The organism is Bradyrhizobium sp. USDA 3650, from assembly GCF_054057395.1.
Genome location: NZ_JBSRZG010000001.1, coordinates 1,980,903 through 1,998,563, shown reverse-complemented (window position 1 = coordinate 1,998,563; position 17,661 = coordinate 1,980,903). Strand labels below are relative to the sequence as shown.

The window sequence follows — 17,661 nt, the reverse complement described above, 5'->3', positions numbered from 1 at the left end:
GTTGTTGGGAGGTTCGTTCATGCGCAAGCTGCTTCTTGCGGCCGCCGCCGCAGCTATCTTCGTGGCTCCTGCCTTGTCTCCTGTCTTGGCCCAGGCCCAGAGCCCGATCGTCATCAAATTCAGCCACGTCGTCGCCAACGACACTCCCAAGGGCAAGGGCGCCTTGAAGTTCAAGGAGCTCGCGGAGAAATACACCGACGGCAAGGTCAAGGTCGAAATCTACCCGAACTCCACGCTGTACAAGGACAAGGAGGAGATCGAGGCGCTGCAGCTCGGCTCGGTGCACATGCTCGCGCCTTCAACCGCCAAATTCGCCCCGCTCGGTATCAAGGAGTTCGAGGCGCTCGACCTGCCCTGGCTGTTCAAGGACGACCAAACCTATTCCAACGCGATGAAGGGCACGATCGGCAAGTGGCTGTTCGAGAGGCTCGAGACCAAGGGCATCACCGGGCTCGCTTATTGGGACAACGGCTTCCACATGCTCTCGGCCAACCGCGCCCTGATGAAACCGGCCGATTTCCAGGGTCTCAAATTCCGCATCTCCGGATCGAAGGTCGCCGACCAATATCTCCGGATCATGGGCTCGATCCCGCAGATCATGGCGTTTTCCGAAGTCTACCAGGCTTTGCAGACGGGCGTGGTCGACGGCTGCGAGAACACCGCGTCCAACTACCTGACGCAGAAGTTCTACGAGGTGCAGAAGGACATCACCGTGTCCTATCACGCGCACCTGCAATATGCTGTCATCGTCAATTCGAAATTCTGGTCCGGCCTGCCGCCCGATATCCGCGCCCAGCTCGAAAAGGCGATGAACGAGGCGACCGACTACACCAACCAGATCGCGCACCAGGAAAACGAAGATGCGCTGGCCGAGATCAAGAAGACGGGCAAGACCACGCTGCATTATCTGACTGACGCCGATCGCAAGGCGTGGCAGGAAGCGATGCAGCCGACCTACAAATGGGCGAAGGGGCGGGTCGGGCAGGAGGTGCTCGATCTCGTCGCCAAGGAACTCGACGTCAAGATGAACTGACGCCGGCGCGCTTTGAGAACAACCATGAACGGTCGGGGGTGATCGCACTCCCGGCCGTTGCTCTTGAATGATCAGCCAAGCTGAGGGGACCAAGTTGCTGCGTGCATTGAATCGTGTGCTCGATCATCTCGAGGAATGGCTGATCGCGACGATGATCGCGGCCGCGACATTGCTCATCTTCGTTGCCGTGCTGCACCGATATGGTGCCGGGCTGTCGATCGACATCGCCAAATGGGCGGAGGCGCGCAACCTGGCCTTGCTGGCCGTCCCCGCGCGAGCCGCGTTCGTCTGGCTTGCCGCTCTCGACCTGTCCTGGGCGCAGGAACTCTGCATCTACATGTTCATCTGGATGGCGAAGTTCGGTGCGGCCTACGGGGTGCGCACCGGCATCCATGTCGGCGTCGACGTCCTGGTCAATATCCTTCCCGGCGGATCGCGCCGCCGCGTCATCACGTTCGGCCTGATGTGCGGCGCCCTTTTCACTGCCATCGTATGCTATTTCGGGGCCGCGTTCGTCGGCCAGATGTGGCAGACCGGCCAGCAATCCAACGATCTGGAAGCGCCGATGTGGCTGGTGTATCTCACCATCCCGCTCGGCTCCGGGCTGATGTGCTTCCGCTTCCTGCAGGTCGCCTGGTCGTTCTATCGCACCGGCGAGTTGCCGCATCACGACATGGCCGGCGTCGAGGGCGTCGAAATAGACCCGGTCCATCCGGCCCCGGTCACGCGCAGTCAGGTCGTCCGCGACGAACGCAGCCCGCTCGGCTGGGTCCTGATGTTGTTGCCGGTCCTGATCGTCGCCGTGTGCTTCGCCCATTCGGCGCACGTGATCACGCTGCCGCAGGGCCTGCGTGTCGCCGTCGTCTTCGGCCTCCTGCTGTCGTTGATGCTCACGGGTATGCCGATCTCGATCGCGCTCGGTCTGACCGTGCTCAGCTTCATGTTCACGTTGACCGACGTGCGGACGGAATCGGTGGCGCTGAAGCTGTTCACCGGCATCGAGAGCTTCGAGATCATGGCGATCCCGTTCTTCATCCTTGCCGGCAACTTCCTGACCCATGGCGGCGTGGCGCGCCGGATGATCACGTTCGCGACTTCGCTGGTCGGCCATTGGTACGGCGGCCTTGCGCTCTCGGGCGTGGTCGCCTGCGCGCTGTTCGCCGCGATTTCCGGCTCGTCGCCGGCCACCGTGGTGGCGATCGGATCGGTGATCCTGCCCGCGATGATCGCGCAGGGATTTCCGAAGAGGTTCGGGGCGGGCGTGATCACGACCTCGGGCTCGCTTGGAATTCTCATTCCACCCTCGATTCCGATGGTGCTTTTTGCCGTCTCCACCAACACCTCCGTCGGCAAGCTGTTCATCGCCGGCATCGTGCCGGGAATGGTGCTCGCTATGCTGCTCGGCGCCACGACGTTCTATCGGGCCTGGCGTAACGACTATCCGAGGATGCCGAAAGCAACCCTCTCCGAGCGCTTCGATGCGTTCCGCAAGTCGATCTGGGGTATCCTGCTGATCGTGATCGTGATCGGCGGCATCTATAGCGGCCTGTTCACACCGACCGAAGCTGCAGCCGTCAGCGCGGTGTACGCCTTCATCGTCGCCGTGTTCATCTACAAGGATCTGAAGCTGCGAGACGTGCCGCGGGTGCTGCTGTCTTCGGCGAATCTTTCGGCGATGCTGCTCTACATCATCACCAACGCCGTCCTGTTCTCGTTCCTGATGACTTACGAGAACGTGCCGCAAGCGCTCGCGCAATGGATGATCGACCAGGGTCTCGGCTGGATCGGCTTCCTCCTCGTCGTCAATCTCCTGCTGCTATTGGCTGGCAACGTGATGGAGCCGTCCTCGATCATCCTGATCATGGCGCCGATCCTGTTTCCGGTTGCGATCAAGCTCGGCATCGATCCGATCCATTTCGGCATCCTGATGACGGTCAACATGGAGGTCGGGCTGTGCCATCCGCCGGTCGGCCTCAATCTCTACGTGGCCTCGGGCATCGCCAAGATGGGCATCACCGAGCTCACGGTCGCGGTGTGGCCATGGCTGCTGACCATGCTGGCGTTCCTGGTGGTCGTGACCTATTGGCCGGGTCTGTCGCTGTGGCTGCCGAGATTGCTGGGCATGTAGCTGCGAACACGCTGCTTCTCTCCACCTGTTGGCGCGGGGCTACGCATTGCTGCGTCCTCCCGCCATGGCAATCGGCCGCGAGATGCGGTTAGATGCCGCGCAACAGGCGGGGGAGGAGATCGAGATGACGGATACGTCCAGCAACGAGCCGAAGGGCGCAACACCGTCCGTCATCGCGCAGCAAACGGCGATGCTGAACGCGCTGCCATTCTCCGACACGCGGGATTTCGACGACGCCGCGCGCGGCTTCCTCGGCACGATCGAGAACGCGGCGATCACCAGTCCGCAAGGGCGGACGGTCTGGAGCCTCGAGCCGTACGGCTTTCTCGCCGCCGAGCAGGCGCCGACCACGGTCAACCCGAGCCTGTGGCGGCAGTCGCGGCTCAACATGCAGCACGGCCTGTTCGAGGTGGTGCCCGGCGTTTACCAGGTGCGTGGGCTCGACATCGCCAACATGACGCTGATCGAAGGCGACAGCGGCGTCATCGTCGTCGACACCCTGACCTCGATCGAGGGGGCGCGCGCCGCGCTCGATCTCTACTACAAGCATCGCGGCCAGCGACCGGTCGCGGCCGTGATCTTCACGCACACCCACACCGACCATTGGGGCGGTGCGCGCGGCGTTCTGGAGGAGGATGCACTCGCGAGCGGCCGCGTGCCGATCATCGCGCCGAACTTGTTCATGGAGCATGCCGTCTCCGAGAACATCATCGCGGGACCTGCGATGCTGCGGCGGGCGCAGTACCAGTTCGGGCCTCTCCTCGCCAAGGGAGCGCGCGGGCAGGTCGATTGCGGCCTCGGCAAGTCGATGGCAGCAGGTTCAGTGGCGCTGCTGCGGCCGACCGATTTGATCATGGCGACCGGCGACCGGCGCGTGATCGACGGCGTCGTATTCGAATTCCAGATGGCGCCGAACAGCGAAGCGCCGGCGGAGATGCATTTCTTCATCCCGCGCTACAAGCTTTTGAACCTCGCCGAGAACTGCACCCACAATTTCCACAATCTGCTGCCGTTCCGCGGCGCCGACGTGCGCGACGCGCTGGCCTGGTCGAAATATCTGGGCGAGGCCTTGCAGCTCTGGGATGGCAAGGCGGAGGCGATGTGCGGCCAGCATCACTGGCCGGTGTGGGGACGCGAACGCATCGGCACGATGATCCGGCAGCAGCGCGACCTCTATAAGTTCGCGCATGACCAGACCATTCGCCTGATGAACCACGGCCTCACCGCGGCCGAGATCGCCGAGACGATCCAGCTGCCCGAGAGCCTGGAGGGCGCCTGGCACGGCCGCGGCTATTACGGCCACATCCGGCATAATGTGAAGGCGATCTATCAAAAGTATCTGGGCTGGTACGACGCCAATCCGGTCAACCTCGATCCGCTGCCGCCGGTGGAGTCGGGCAAGAAATATGTCGAGTACATGGGCGGCGCCGACGCCATCCTCGCGCGGGCGCGTGTCGATTTCGACAAGGGCGAATTCCGCTTCGTGGCGCAGGCGCTCGGCCATGTCGTCTTTGCCGAGCCGGACAATCAGGCCGCGCGTGCGTTGCTGGCGGATACGCTGGAGCAGCTCGGCTACGCCGCCGAAAGCGCGACCTGGCGCAATGCCTATCTGTTCGGCGCGCAGGAATTGCGCCAGGGCATGCCGAAGGTGCCGGCACGCCCGCCGATGCCGCGCGAGACGCTGGCGGCGCTGCGCACCTCACAGCTCTGGGACGTGCTCGGCATCCGCCTCAACGGACCGAAGGCGGAAGGAAAGCACATCGTGCTGAACTGGAGCTTTTCCGACACCGGCGAGACCTTCGTGCTCAATCTGGAGAACTGCGCGCTGACTTACACGGAGGGCATGCAGGCGGACAATGCCGATGCCAGCTTCACGCTCGCGCGGTTGACGCTCGATGAAGTGATCGCAAAACTGACCAGCTTTCCCGAGGCCGTGGCCGCCGGCAAGGTCAAGTTCGCCGGCAACCCGATGCGCCTCGCCGAGCTGATGGGCCTGATGGACGAATTCCCGCGCATGTTCGAGATCGTCGAGCCCAAGCGGGCGGTGGTGAGGTAGGCTGCCGCCTTCTCCGTCATTGCGAGCGCAGCGAAGCAATCCAGAATCCCTCCGCGGGGACGGTCTAGATTGCTTCGCTGCGCTCGCAATGACGGTTGATAGAGATGATCGCGCCCCACGCAAATGTCGATGGCCGGGACATGCCCGGCCATGACGATCGCGATGGGATGGGCGCGTGGTCCTGCTACTCCGCGCTGCTCACCAGCTTGATCCGCGGCGCCTGTTCCTCGCCAAGGCTGCGATAGGCCGCGAGATAGTCCAGCGCCATGCGCCGCGCCGTGAAGCGCGTCTCGAACTGCTTGCGGATGACGGAGCGGTCGAGTTGCGGCAGGCGGCCGACGACGCCGGCTGCGCTGAGGACGTCCTCGACGACGAAACCGGTGAGGCCCTCGTCGATGATCTCCGGCACCGAGCCGCGGTTGAAGGCGACGACCGGCGTTCCGCAGGCCATGGCTTCGATCATCACCAGGCCAAACGGCTCGGGCCAGTCGATCGGCAGCAACAAGCCAAGCGCGCCGCTCAAGAAGTCCGACTTCTCGTGATCGCTGATCTCGCCGATGAATTCCACCAGCGGATTGTTCTCGATCATCGGCCGGATCAGCTCGTCATAGTAATCCTGGTCCGCACGATCGACCTTGGCGGCGATCTTGAGCGGAATGCCGCAATGCGTCGCGATCTTGATGGCGCGGTCGACGCCCTTTTCCGGCGCGATGCGGCCGAGCACGGCGAGATATTCCTGTTTCGCCGGCTTCGGCGTCAGCAGGTTCTCCGGCAGGCCGTGGTGGATCGTCCTCACCCAGTTCGCCTGCGGCACCGGCCGCCGCTGCGCATTCGAGATCGAGATGACGGGGACCTTCGAGAAGGTGTTGAAGACCGGTTGATGCTCCGGCAAGTCGAGCCGGCCGTGCAGCGTGGTCAGGAACGGCGTCGGCTGCCGGTAGAACAGCGACCACGGATAATAATCGAGATGGAAGTGGAGGAAGTCGAACTCCTCGTCGTCACATTTCTGCCGTACCCGTTCCAGCATCACCATGTGCAGCGCATTGGGATCGCGCACGGAACCGTCGAGGCGGAGCGCCCGCGGCCACAGCGCATCCAGCTTTGCCGAGGTTTGCGAGTCGCCGCTCGCGAACAGCGTCACATCGTGCCCAAGGGCCACCAGCTCTTCCGTCAACCAATGCACCACCCGCTCGGTGCCGCCATACAGCTTGGGTGGAACAGCCTCCGTCAACGGAGCTACCTGCGCGATGCGCATCTCACCATCTCCTCTGTGCGATCATGATTGTAGAAAGCCCCCGCCTGTTCGGCACCGGCACGCCAGACAAAGGAACGTTCCCGCACTTGCGAAGTTCCTCCTTCCGAACGTTACTTATTCGACACGTCGGATGCCCGTCGCGATGCTGCCATCACATCATCGCAGAACGCCCGCATCCGCATGTCGTGATGAGTGTGCCCGGGAACCGAGGCGAAGTGGTCGATGTTCAGTCGACTAACAGAAAAATTGAAAACATCACGACGGGGTCGATAGTCACATGGATCATCTTTCTGGATACGCGCACCGGCCGTTTGCCTTTGTTTTGCGCTATCTTCGGCGTCGGCTGGCGTCGCATCTCGTGATCCTGACGGCTGTGGTGGCGGCCGTTGCCTGCTCCGTAGGCACGCAGTACGGCGTCAAATCCCTCGTCGACAGCTTGTCGGCCGGCGCTGCGCATGGTGGGAGCGTATGGCTGGCATTCATTTTCCTCATGACGCTGATCGCCGCCGACAATTTCCTTTGGCGGATCGCGAGCTGGACGGCCAGCTTCACCTTCGTCCGTGTCACGGGTGATCTGCGCCGTGACATCTTTCGTCATCTAACCGGCCACGCGCCGAGCTACTTCTCCGACCGCATGCCCGGCATGCTGACGAGCCGCATCACGGCGACGTCGAATGCGGTGTTCACGGTCGAGAACATGTTCGTCTGGAATGTGCTGCCGCCGTGCATCGCAACGGTTGCGGCCATCGCGCTGATTGGAACCGTCAGTCCCTATATGGCGCTCGGCCTGATGGTGATTGCCGGCGGCATGGTGCTTGCGATGTTCCGCCTCGCGGCCGCGGGGAAACCGCTGCATGACGACTTCGCCGACAAGGCCGCCGTCGTCGACGGCGAGATGATCGACGTCATCAGCAACATGCCGCTGGTGCGCGCGTTCTGCGGCATCGGGCACGAGCATGAGCGGTTCGACGCGACCGTGAACCGGGAGCTGACCGCGCGCGGCCGCAGCCTGCGCTATCTGGAGAAGCTGCGGCTTATCCATGCCGGCGTCACTGTCGTGCTCACGATCGCCCTGATGGCCTGGGCGATCATGCTCTGGCAGGATGGCCGGGCGACCACCGGCGACGTCGTGCTGGTCTGCACCCTCGGTCTCTCCATTCTGAACGCGACGCGCGATCTCGCGGTGGCGCTGGTCGACGTCACCCAGCACGTTGCGCGGCTGACCGAGGCGATCGCCACGCTGCTGGTGCCGCATGAATTGCGCGACCATCCCGAGGCCGAGCCGCTGGTGAAGAGCGGCGCCGCGATCGCGTTCAACAATGTCACCTTCGGCTATCCGGGCGGCGAAAAGATATTCGAGCGCTTCAGCCTGCGCCTGCAACCCGGCCAGCGCGTCGGCCTGGTCGGCCAGTCCGGCGGCGGCAAGTCGACGCTGTTCACGCTGCTCCAGCGCTTCTACGACACCGACGAGGGCAGCATCACCATCGACGGCCAGGACATTTCCAAGGTGACGCAGCAGAGTCTGCGCGAGGCGATCTCCGTCGTGCCGCAGGACATCTCGCTGTTCCACCGCTCGATTCGCGAGAACATTCGCTATGGCCGCCCGAACGCGACCGACGACGAGGTGCTGCGTGCCGCGATTGCGGCGCGCTGCGATTTCGTCGAAAGCCTGCCTGGTGGTCTCGACACCATGGTCGGCGACCGCGGCGTCAAGATGTCCGGCGGTCAGCGCCAGCGCATCGCAATCGCGCGCGCCTTCCTGAAGGATGCGCCGATCCTGCTGCTGGACGAGGCGACCGCCGCGCTCGACAGCGAATCCGAGGAGGCGATCCGCGAGGCGTTGTCGCGGCTGATGCGCGGCCGCACGGTCATCGCGATCGCGCATCGCCTCGCCACCCTGCGCAATTTCGATCGCGTGGTCGTGTTGAGGGGTGGTAAGATCATCGAGGACGGGTCGCCCGAGCGTCTGATGCAGGGCCACGGGCCCTATCGTGAGCTGGTCACGCAGGAAATGAGCCGGCTCGCCCAGGCCGCCGCGTAAACCAACAGTCGCGTTCGAGTCGGTTGCGTGTCGAAACAAGCGCAGGGGAGCTGCTGATGTCGGCTGAAGCCGTTACCCAATTCGTCTCCGTGACGCGGACCGTGGACCAGGTCGCGGAGCAGCCTTTCTATATTCCGATGACGGGACCGTCGGCGCGGCCGCGGCGTTCGCTCAAGCACGACGACACCTTTATCGTGCTCGACAGCCATGGCGACATCGGCGCTTCGGCCGGCGGGCCCGACGGCCTGTTCCATCACGACACGCGCTATCTTGCCAGGCTCGAGCTCGTGCTCGACGATCTCCAGCCATTGCTGCTGGGCTCGAACCTGCGCGACGACAATTCAGCCCTGACCGTCGATCTCACCAATCCGGACATCTACCGGCAGGGCAGCCTCGTGCTGCAAAAGGACCTGCTGCACATCGTGCGCACGATCTTCCTGTGGCGCGGCACCGCCTATCAGCGCATCGGCGTGCAGAACCACGGCGACCGCCCGGCCGGCTTCGCGCTGACGCTGTTGTTCGACAACGATTTCGCCGATCTGTTCGAGGTCCGCGGCGAGCGGCGCCCGCGCCGCGGCATCGGCTCGAGCCGGCTGTTGGGACCGACCGACGTGCTGTTCGACTACCGCGGTCTCGATGACGCCGAGCGCACCACGGGCCTACATTTCGACCCGCGCCCCACGAAGTTGTCGGTGAATGCCGCGACCTGGCAGCTCGAACTCGACCCTCACGAGTCGAAATCCCTGTTCGTGGCGGTGTCCTCCAATCGGCCGATCGCGGAGAAGCCGGCGCGCTTTTTCCAGAGTTTGCTCGCCCATCGCCGCGAGATGCGGCAATCGACGATGGGGGCGGCCAGCATCGAGACCTCCAACAACATCTTCAACGAGGTGCTGTGCCAGGCCATGGCCGACCTCAACATGCTGATGACGGAGACGCCGCAGGGGCGCTATCCCTATGCGGGGATTCCCTGGTACTCGACGACGTTTGGCCGCGACGGGCTGATCACGGCGCTGCAGATGCTGTGGGTCGATCCGCGGATTGCCAAGGGTGTGCTGCGGCGGCTCGCCCATTTCCAGGCCAAGGCGGTCGATCCGCTCGCCGATGCCGCGCCGGGCAAGATCCTGCACGAAATGCGCGGCGGCGAGATGGCGGCGCTGCGCGAGGTGCCGTTCGCGCAATATTACGGCAGCGTCGATTCCACGGCCTTGTTCGTCCTGCTGGCGGGAAGCTATTTTGAGCGCACCGGCGACGAGAAGACGTTGACCGAGCTGTGGCCGGCCATCGAGGCGGGGTTGGCCTGGATCGACGGCCCCGGTGACCCCGACAAGGACGGCTTCGTCGAATATCAGCGCGCCACGGAAAAGGGCCTCGCCAACCAGGGCTGGAAGGATGCCTACGACGCGATCTTCCATGCCGATGGCCAGCTTGCGGAAGGCAATCTCGCGCTGGCCGAAGTGCAGGGTTACGTCTTTGCCGCCAAGCGGCTCGCCGCGCGCTGCGCGCTCCGGCTCGGCAAGCCCGATCTCGCCAGGAAGCTCGAGGCCGAGGCCAAGACGCTGGCCGAGCATTTCGAGGCCGCGTTCTGGTGCGAGGAGCTCGGCACTTATGCGCTTGCACTCGACGGCAAGAAGCGGCCCTGCAAGGTGCGGACCTCCAACGCCGGCCAGGTCCTGTTCAGCGGCATGATCCGCGAGGACCGCGCGCGCCTCGTCGCCGCCGATTTGATGCGGCCGCATTTCTTCTCGGGCTGGGGCATCCGCACCGTCGCTGTCGGCGAGGTGCGTTACAACCCGATGTCCTATCATGACGGGTCGATCTGGCCGCACGACAATGCACTGATCGCGCTCGGGCTTGCGCGCTACGGGCTCAAGCATTCGGTCGCGCATGTCTTCAAGGGACTGTTCGACGCCGCGACCTACATGGACCTGCGCCGGTTGCCCGAATTGTTCTGCGGCTTCCGGCGCGAAAAGCGGCGCGGCCCGACGCTCTATCCGGTCGCCTGCGCGCCGCAGGCCTGGGCCAGCGCAACCGCGTTCACGCTGCTGGAGGCGGCGCTGGGCATCGAGTTCGACGTGGCGCGCGGCGAGATCCGGCTGCGCAATCCGCATCTGCCGGCGTTTCTGCACGAGGTGATCTTGCGCGATCTGCGTCTGGGCGAGTCCAGCGTGGACCTGCGCGTCAGCCGCCATGGCGACGACGTGGCGCTGGAGGTGTTGCGCACGCGTGGCCAGATCCAGGTCTCGATCGTGCTGGCGCGCTGACGGCGCGCCGCAAGGAGGGTGCATGCGTACCGCCGGATGGTTGGCCCTAGGCGTCGTGATGGTCTGCGGAATGACGCTCGCCGTGTCACGTGCCGCGGAGGAGTCGCCCGCACCCGCGACTGAAGCGAACGCACCGCCGACGGCGCAGCCGTCGGCGTCATCGGTCCCCGTCACGCCAAAGAATGCCGCGCCACCGCCGTCGGTCACGATCATCGGCGCGAGCGATGCGCACGGTGTGCTCGGCCGTGACGTGCTCAGCGCGGCGAACGAGGACATGGGCCGCATCGTCGACGTCATCGTCGATCGGAGCGGGCACGTGCGTGCCGCCGTGATCGATTTCGGCGGCTTTCTTGGCGTCGGCAGCCGCAAGATCGTGGTGGACTGGAACGCGATGCGGTTCGGCAAGATCGTCAACAAGAAGGACAGCATCACGCTGGAATTGACCAAGGCACAGGTCGCAGCCGCGCCGGAATACAAGGAGGACACGCCGATGGTGGTGCTCGGCGCGTCCGGCAGCCTGCAGCCACTGCAAGCCGTTCAGTGAGGCGCGGGGAGGAATGGCCGCCGGTGCTGTTGTCGAGGAAGCCGAATCATGCGGATCGCGAGGGTCGCGTTGAGCAGGACAAATTTGCGGCGCCGTCGCCTGCCGGCATTCCGGCGCCGTCGCGCCAGAGCCTGCGCGGCCTCGACTGGTTCATCTTCTTCCTCGCCGATGTTCAGACCGGATTCGGGCCGTTCATCGCGGTCTATCTGACGACCCAGAAATGGACCCAGGTCGAGATCGGCCTTGTGCTGTCGATCGGCGGCATCGTTGCCCTGATCGGCCAGATGCCGGGCGGCGCCATCATCGATGCCGCAAAGTCCGAGCGGCTGGTCGCAGGTCTCGCGATCGCCACCATCGGCTGCTGCGCGCTCGCCTATGCGGCGATGCCGATCTTCCCCGTGGTGGTGGCTGCGGCCACCTTGCACGCGGCAGCGAGCTGCGTACTGGGACCGGCGATCGCGGCGATCAGCCTCGGTCTGGTCGGCCCGCTCGCGATCGGCGAGCGTCTCGGCCGCAACGCGCGCTTTGCCTCGCTTGGTAACGGCGTTGCGGCCGCCGTGATGGGAACGGCCGGCTATCTGCTGTCGAGCCGCTCGGTCTTCCTGGTCACGTTCCTACTCGCAATCCCCACTTTGATCGCGCTCTCTCGCATCCGCGAGCACGAGGTCGACATCGCGCGCTGTCACGGCGAGATGCCGCGCGAGGCGGAGGATCGAGGCGACACCAATATCTGGCATCTGATCCGGCAGCGGCCGCTCATTGTCTTTGCGCTCAGCGTGCTCCTGTTGCAGCTCGCGAACGCCTCGATGATGCCACTGATGGCAAGCGCGGTGACTGCGCGATCGAGCGAGTGGGCGACGGTGCTCGTCGCCTTTTGCATCGTCGTGCCGCAGGCGATCGTGGCGCTGCTGTCGCCGAGCGTCGGGCGCAAGGCGCAAGCGTGGGGGCGCAGGCCGCTGCTGCTGATTGGATTTGCGGCGCTGACGATTCGCGGCCTGCTGTTTGCGACCGTGCGGGATCCGTATCTGCTGGTGCTTGTGCAGGTGTTCGACGGCCTCACCGCGGCGGTGTTCGCGGTGATGATCCCGCTGATCGTGGCCGACGTCGCCTTCGGCAGCGGCCATTTCAACCTTGCGCAGGGCATCGTCGGCACGGCCATGGGCATCGGCGCGTCGCTGAGCACCGCGCTTGGCGGCTATGTCAGCGATAAATTCGGCAATGCCATGGCGTTCACCGGACTGTCCGGCGTCGCGGCGACGGGACTTCTGCTGATTCTGCTTGTGATGCCGGAGACGCGGCGCAAGGGCATGATCGCAGCAAAAGAAATGGCCGGCTGAATCAATTCAGCCGGCCATGAGCGGGTGGGAGAGGGGAGATCAGGCGTCGAGATTGTGCAGGCGTGCCCGGTTGCGCAGCACGATCTGGCGGGCGCCCGAGAAGCCGAGAATGCCCTGGGCGTGAAGCTGCGACAGCGCGCGCGAGACGGTCTCGAGCGTGAGACCGAGATAGTCGCCGATGTCGCGGCGGCACATCGGCAGCGCCATCATTCCGGCAACCGCGAGGCGGCGGTCCATTTCGAGCAGGAAGGTAGCGACGCGCTCCATCGCGGTCTTGCGGCCCAGCAGCAGCATATGGTCTTCGGCATGGCGAAGCTCACCAGCGGTCATGGCCCAGAGCTTGCGGGCGACCTGGACGTCGGTGGCTGCGGCCTTCTCGAGGCTCGCGCGCTTCACGAGGCGCACCGTGGTGTCGATGATAGCTTCAGCGGCAAGGCGATGGGTGGTGCCGGATTCGAGGCCGAACACGTCGCCGGAAAGATGGAAGGAGCCGATCTGGCGGCGACCGTCGGAGAGAAGCTTGTAGCTGCGCACGGCGCCGGTGACGACCTGATAGACGTACTCGGCCGGCTCGTCCTCGCCATAAATCTCCTCTTCCTTGCGGTAGGAGAACTCGGTGGCAACGAGGCCGACATGGCCAGCGATCGCACCGAACTGGTCGGAGACGGGATGGCCCGGGGCGATCTTGCTGCCGTTGATCTGGGTCTTGATCGCCTGGGTGTTGATCGTCTGGGTCAGCATCTGCGCCATCTCCGTTGTGATGACGCTTTGGTACGCGGTATCGGGTGCCTCGAAAATTTCGCGAGATATCTTAAGGGGGGTGCCTTACGTAGAATCCCTTAGGTCAGCTATGGACCCGGTTCTGGATGGCGTGGCGAATGCGTTTGACCAGGTTTTCGTCCAGAAGCGGCTTCAGAATCACTTCATTCACGCCTGCGGCCGCCGCCCGGGCCGAGATATTCGAGTCGGGATAGCCGGTGATCAGGATCACCGGGGTATCGCCCTCGGACTGGCGCAGTCGCCCGGCCAGCTCGATGCCGTTGATGTCGGGCATTTTGTAGTCGATCACGTAACAGTCTGCACCGGACGGGCTCGCCGCATTGAGCAGCGCCGTGGCGTTCCTGAAGGTCCGCACGGCAAAACCGTCGATTTCCAACAGGAAGCGCAGGGAGCCCAGCACGGCGGCGTCGTCATCCACCACATAGACGGTTGGTTTCGCGGGTGACGACATCGGGAGCCGCTCGGGATGGGAGCTGATCGCAATCATTCCGATCTGGTAGCACAGGGCGGGCGGACGGTTTTGACTTGCCTCAATCCTGGTGACTTCAATCGTTGAGCATTCCGGCCCGCATTGCCAGCCGCACCAGTTCCGACAGGCTGTTGGCCTGCATCTTGGTCATCACATTGGCCCGGTAGACCTCGATGGTGCGTGGGCTGATGTCGTACTCGCGGGCGATCAGCTTGTTGGAGAGGCCCGCAATCAGCCCCTCCATGACCTGGCGTTCCCTGGGGCTCAGGGAAGCGACGCGAGCGGCGACATCCTGGGCGATGGCCTCGTTCTTGGCCGCCGGCTCGCCCTCGCGGATCGCGGATTCGATCATGGCGACGAGGCGGTCATCTTCGAACGGCTTTTCCAGGAAATCCATGGCACCGAGCTTCATCGCCTCGACCGCGAGCGGCACGTCGCCATGGCCGGTCATGATCAGGATTGGAAACCGGCTGCGCTGCGCCTTCAGGCGCTTGAGAAGCTCGATGCCATCGATACCGGGCATCCGCACGTCGGAGACGACGCAGCCGAAGGCGAGGCCGGGCAGAGCGTCGAGAAAACTCTGCGCGTTGTCGAACAGCGTGACGCCGAAGCCAGCTGAATCCAGCAGGAAATTCAGCGAATCTCGCATCGCCTCGTCGTCGTCAATGACGTAGATGATTCCCTTGGTCGTCATGGATCAGTTCTCGTCGGCTGCCGGCAACGTGAAGCGGAATGTCGCCCCACCCGATGCGTTGCTCTCGGCCCACATCCGGCCGCCGTGAGCCTCGATGATCGAGCGGCTGATGGACAGTCCCACTCCCATGCCGGTGTCCTTGGTGGTGAAAAAAGTCTGAAACAGGTTCGGCATGACGTCGTCCTGGAAGCCGGAGCCGGAATCGGAGACTTCGATCTCGATCATGTCGTCGGCGACGCGGGTGTTGGTGACGACGAGCTCGCGCCGAGGCGACTGCGCCATCGCTTCCAGCGCGTTGCGGAACAGATTGACCAGCACCTGCTGGATTTGCACCCGGTCGGCGAGCACGAGATCGGCATTGGGATTGAGGCTGAAGCGAAGCTGCACGTCCTGCTCGCGCGCGCCTGCCAGCCCGAGGGCGCCGGCCTCTTCGATCAGCTTGGACAGGCTCTCGATCCTTTTCTCCGATTCGCCGCGGGAGACGAAGTCGCGCAAGCGGCGGATGATCTGGCCGGCGCGCAGCGCCTGCTCGGCGGCGCGGTCCAGCGCGCTCTCGATCTTCGGCGTATTCGGATCCTGGCTTCCGGCGAGCAGCCGCCGCGACCCCTTCATGTAGTTGCTGATCGCTGCCAGCGGCTGGTTGAGCTCGTGAGCGAGCGCGGACGCCATTTCGCCCATCGCGCTCAGCCGCGAGACGTGGACAAGTTCGGACTGCAGTTCCTGGAGCCGCGCCTGGGTTTTCTGATGCTCGGTAAGATCGCGGACGAAACCGGTAAAATAGGGCTCGCCGCCCGACTGCATCTCGCCGATCGACAGGTGCATCGGGAAGGTCGTGCCGTCGCGACGCTTGCCGGTCACGATCCGGCCGATGCCGATGATGTGCGGGTCGCTGGTGGTGCGGTAGCGCGCGATGTAGCCGTCGTGACGTGAGCTGTCGGGCTCCGGCATCAGGATGCGGACGTTCTGGCCGATCGCCTCCGACTCGACCCACCCGAACAGGCGCTCGGCCGCCGCGCTAAAAAGCTGGATGACGCCGTGGCCGTCGATGACGATCATGGCGTCGGGAATCGTCTGGAGGATCGAGCGGAGGTGACTCTCGCGGGTGCGCAGGGTTTCCTCGACCTGCTTCTCCTCATCGACATCGAGAAAGATGCCGCTGAGATGTCGGGCGGCGCCGGCGTCGTCCCGAATCAGCCCCGCGCGGGCGCGGATCCACTGCGTTCTGCCCGACGCCCCCGTGACCCTGAACGACACGTCGAAGCTGCCGCCCCGTTCGGAGACGCGCCGGATCGCACTCTCGATCCGCTCGCGGTCGTTCGGCTCCAGCCGGGACAGGAACAGCGGGTAGCTCACCGATTGGCCGGATTCGATTCCGAACAGGATTCTGGCCGTCTCCGACCACTCCAATTCCAGTGTCTTGAGATCGAGATCCCAGGTCCCGACGCCAAATCCTTCGATTCGAACGCGGAAATGTTCGCCCCGGCCGTCATCTTGCGGATGAATCACACGGGTCGGCGCCACACGATCACTCCCATTCTGATGCGGGGAACCGCACAGCGTTATCGTCGGCAATGTACCCAAGGAGGGGCCAGAGGCAAGTTCCGATGTCTTATACCATTGGCAGATTTCGGGCCCGCGCGGTGATCCAAGGTTTTGATCTATCTCATCCTGCCAGCCGGCGGCCGGCTTACGATCGGATCAAAGCTCATTGCCCCGGAGACTCCGATGACATACGCGACCGTGATGGTCAGCCTGGCGCTCGATCAGCCCAACGAGGCGCGGCTTCAGGTCGCGGGCGAGCTTGCCGAACGATTTGGGGCGTCGATCATCGGCGTTGCCGCGGCGCAGTTCGCCCCGCCACTCTACTTCAGCGATGGCACTGCAGCGCAGGCACTGATCGATGAGGGAGAAGCCTCGGTCAAGCGACGCCTGGGCGAGCTCGAGGCGCAATTCCGCGCCGCGATCAGGAATCGCGGCGGACATGTGGAATGGCGCAACGCCATGGATTTCCCGGCGCGCTTTACGTTCGCCCAGGCGCGTTGCGCCGACGTCGTCGTCGCCGGCGGCCAGAGCCCGGCCTTCTCCGACGCCTTCGCGCTCGCGAGCCCAAAGGATCTGGTGATGCAAGCCGGCCGGCCGATCCTGGTCGTGCCTGACGGCGTCAACTGGCTCGACCTGCGCAGCGTCCTGGTGGCGTGGAAGGATACGCCGGAAGCGCGGCGAGCGCTGGCCGATGCGCTGCCGATCCTGCGCAAGGCCAGGGATGTCACCGTCCTTGCAATTCCCGAAGGCGACGACGACCGCCCCGCCGCGGTGGCTGGCGTGACCGACGTGACGGCGTGGCTTGCCCGCCATGGCGTGACCGCGATCGCGCGCGTTTCCGAAGCGGCCCGCAACGAAACCGTCGCCGGGCAATTGGAGAAAATTGCCGGCGCTGTCGGCGCCAGCCTGATCGTCGCCGGTGCCTACGGTCATTCGCGCTTCCGCGAGCTGATCCTCGGCGGCGTCACCCAATATCTGGTCACTCAATCTGCCCGCTGCGTGCTGCTGTCGCACTGACGCGGGAGCGGTGCAAGACGAATCAAAGAGGACGCGCCGTGTACAGATTCCTTGAGCAGACCGTCGACGGCTACATGACGCACGACGTCAGGACGGTGAGGCGCGACCTCGACCTGCTCGCGCTCAGCGAGATGTTCGAACGCGACGATTTCAATTCCTATCCAGTCGAGGACGACGGGCAGGTCGTCGGCATCGTCACCAAATTCGACATCCTGAAGTGCTTCGCCTTCACGCCGAGCCAGATGCTGCCGCGCTACCACGACCTGATGAGCCGCAAAATCGGCGACGTCATGACTCCCGACTTCATATATGTCAGCCCCGACACGCGGCTGACGCGCGTGCTCCAGATCATGGTCGAGCACCGCATCAGGAGCATCATCGTGCTCGACGGAGCGCAGAAGCTGGTCGGAATCGTCGCCCGCGAGGACGTCATCGCGGCGCTCAAGGCGACGGCGCGGGAGTGAGAATTGTCGGCTCCATAATTACGGGGGAGTCTTTTTCTTC

At 64.3% G+C, this 17,661-nt stretch carries 14 protein-coding genes and 1 pseudogene; 10 read left to right on the top strand and 5 right to left on the bottom strand.

Annotation, left to right across the window (positions count from 1 at the left end; translation table 11 throughout):
* Positions 1-19: 19 nt before the first annotated feature.
* From ACVIN2_RS09475 to ACVIN2_RS09460, 4 genes and pseudogenes are all read left to right on the top strand, one after another.
* Entirely contained in the window at positions 20-1,033 is a 1,014-nt protein-coding gene (locus ACVIN2_RS09475; RefSeq protein WP_456765409.1) for a DctP family TRAP transporter solute-binding subunit, read from the top strand.
* Positions 1,034-1,100: 67 nt separating this feature from the next.
* A pseudogene (locus tag ACVIN2_RS09470) lies at positions 1,101-1,661 on the top strand (TRAP transporter small permease); the annotation flags it as partial.
* Positions 1,662-1,880: 219 nt separating this feature from the next.
* Positions 1,881-3,161 (top strand): TRAP transporter large permease, encoded by a 1,281-nt coding sequence (locus ACVIN2_RS09465; RefSeq protein ID WP_456769682.1) that lies wholly within the window; start codon positions 1,881-1,883, stop codon positions 3,159-3,161.
* Positions 3,162-3,285: 124 nt separating this feature from the next.
* The gene (locus ACVIN2_RS09460) at positions 3,286-5,217 is read left to right on the top strand and encodes an alkyl/aryl-sulfatase (protein WP_456765408.1); all 1,932 of its coding nucleotides are present in this window, start codon (positions 3,286-3,288) and stop codon (positions 5,215-5,217) included.
* A 184-nt stretch (positions 5,218-5,401) separates the two neighbouring features.
* Here ACVIN2_RS09460 and ACVIN2_RS09455 read toward each other — a convergent pair whose 3' ends face one another.
* Positions 5,402-6,472 carry a glycosyltransferase family 4 protein gene (locus ACVIN2_RS09455; protein WP_456765407.1) on the bottom strand — a complete coding sequence of 357 codons (1,071 nt, stop codon included), beginning with the start codon at positions 6,470-6,472 and terminating at the stop codon, positions 5,402-5,404.
* Positions 6,473-6,749: 277 nt separating this feature from the next.
* Between ACVIN2_RS09455 and ACVIN2_RS09450 the strand changes: the two genes are divergently transcribed.
* The 4 genes from ACVIN2_RS09450 to ACVIN2_RS09435 are packed head-to-tail and all read left to right on the top strand — an operon-like array spanning position 6,750 to position 12,655.
* Positions 6,750-8,513 (top strand): ABC transporter ATP-binding protein, encoded by a 1,764-nt coding sequence (locus ACVIN2_RS09450; RefSeq protein WP_456765406.1) that lies wholly within the window; start codon positions 6,750-6,752, stop codon positions 8,511-8,513.
* 56 nt (positions 8,514-8,569) lie between these two features.
* Positions 8,570-10,774 carry an amylo-alpha-1,6-glucosidase gene (locus ACVIN2_RS09445; protein WP_456765405.1) on the top strand — a complete coding sequence of 735 codons (2,205 nt, stop codon included), beginning with the start codon at positions 8,570-8,572 and terminating at the stop codon, positions 10,772-10,774.
* 22 nt (positions 10,775-10,796) lie between these two features.
* Positions 10,797-11,318 (top strand): PRC-barrel domain-containing protein, encoded by a 522-nt coding sequence (locus ACVIN2_RS09440; RefSeq protein WP_456765404.1) that lies wholly within the window; start codon positions 10,797-10,799, stop codon positions 11,316-11,318.
* A 23-nt stretch (positions 11,319-11,341) separates the two neighbouring features.
* Positions 11,342-12,655 (top strand): MFS transporter, encoded by a 1,314-nt coding sequence (locus ACVIN2_RS09435; protein ID WP_456765403.1) that lies wholly within the window; start codon positions 11,342-11,344, stop codon positions 12,653-12,655.
* A gap of 39 nt (positions 12,656-12,694) precedes the next feature.
* On the opposite strand, the gene ACVIN2_RS09430 is transcribed toward ACVIN2_RS09435, so the two are convergent.
* The 4 genes from ACVIN2_RS09430 to fixL form a co-directional block, all read right to left on the bottom strand.
* Positions 12,695-13,396 (bottom strand): helix-turn-helix domain-containing protein, encoded by a 702-nt coding sequence (locus ACVIN2_RS09430; RefSeq protein WP_456765402.1) that lies wholly within the window; start codon positions 13,394-13,396, stop codon positions 12,695-12,697.
* Positions 13,397-13,499: 103 nt separating this feature from the next.
* Positions 13,500-13,922, bottom strand: a complete 423-nt coding sequence (locus ACVIN2_RS09425; RefSeq protein ID WP_456765401.1) for a response regulator — start codon at positions 13,920-13,922, stop codon at positions 13,500-13,502.
* Positions 13,923-13,980: 58 nt separating this feature from the next.
* Positions 13,981-14,598 (bottom strand): response regulator FixJ, encoded by a 618-nt coding sequence (gene fixJ / locus ACVIN2_RS09420; protein WP_007607675.1) that lies wholly within the window; start codon positions 14,596-14,598, stop codon positions 13,981-13,983.
* A gap of 3 nt (positions 14,599-14,601) precedes the next feature.
* A complete protein-coding gene (gene fixL / locus ACVIN2_RS09415) occupies positions 14,602-16,119 on the bottom strand; it encodes a sensor protein FixL (RefSeq protein WP_456765400.1) in 1,518 nt (505 codons plus the stop codon).
* Between the two features lie 204 nt (positions 16,120-16,323).
* Here fixL and ACVIN2_RS09410 point away from each other — a divergent pair, with 204 nt between their 5' ends.
* Both ACVIN2_RS09410 and ACVIN2_RS09405 read left to right on the top strand, forming a co-directional pair.
* Positions 16,324-17,157: a universal stress protein gene (locus ACVIN2_RS09410; protein WP_456765399.1), complete on the top strand. Its 834-nt coding sequence runs from the start codon at positions 16,324-16,326 to the stop codon at positions 17,155-17,157.
* A 38-nt stretch (positions 17,158-17,195) separates the two neighbouring features.
* Positions 17,196-17,621, top strand: a complete 426-nt coding sequence (locus ACVIN2_RS09405) for a CBS domain-containing protein (RefSeq protein ID WP_456765398.1) — start codon at positions 17,196-17,198, stop codon at positions 17,619-17,621.
* Positions 17,622-17,661 lie beyond the last annotated feature (40 nt).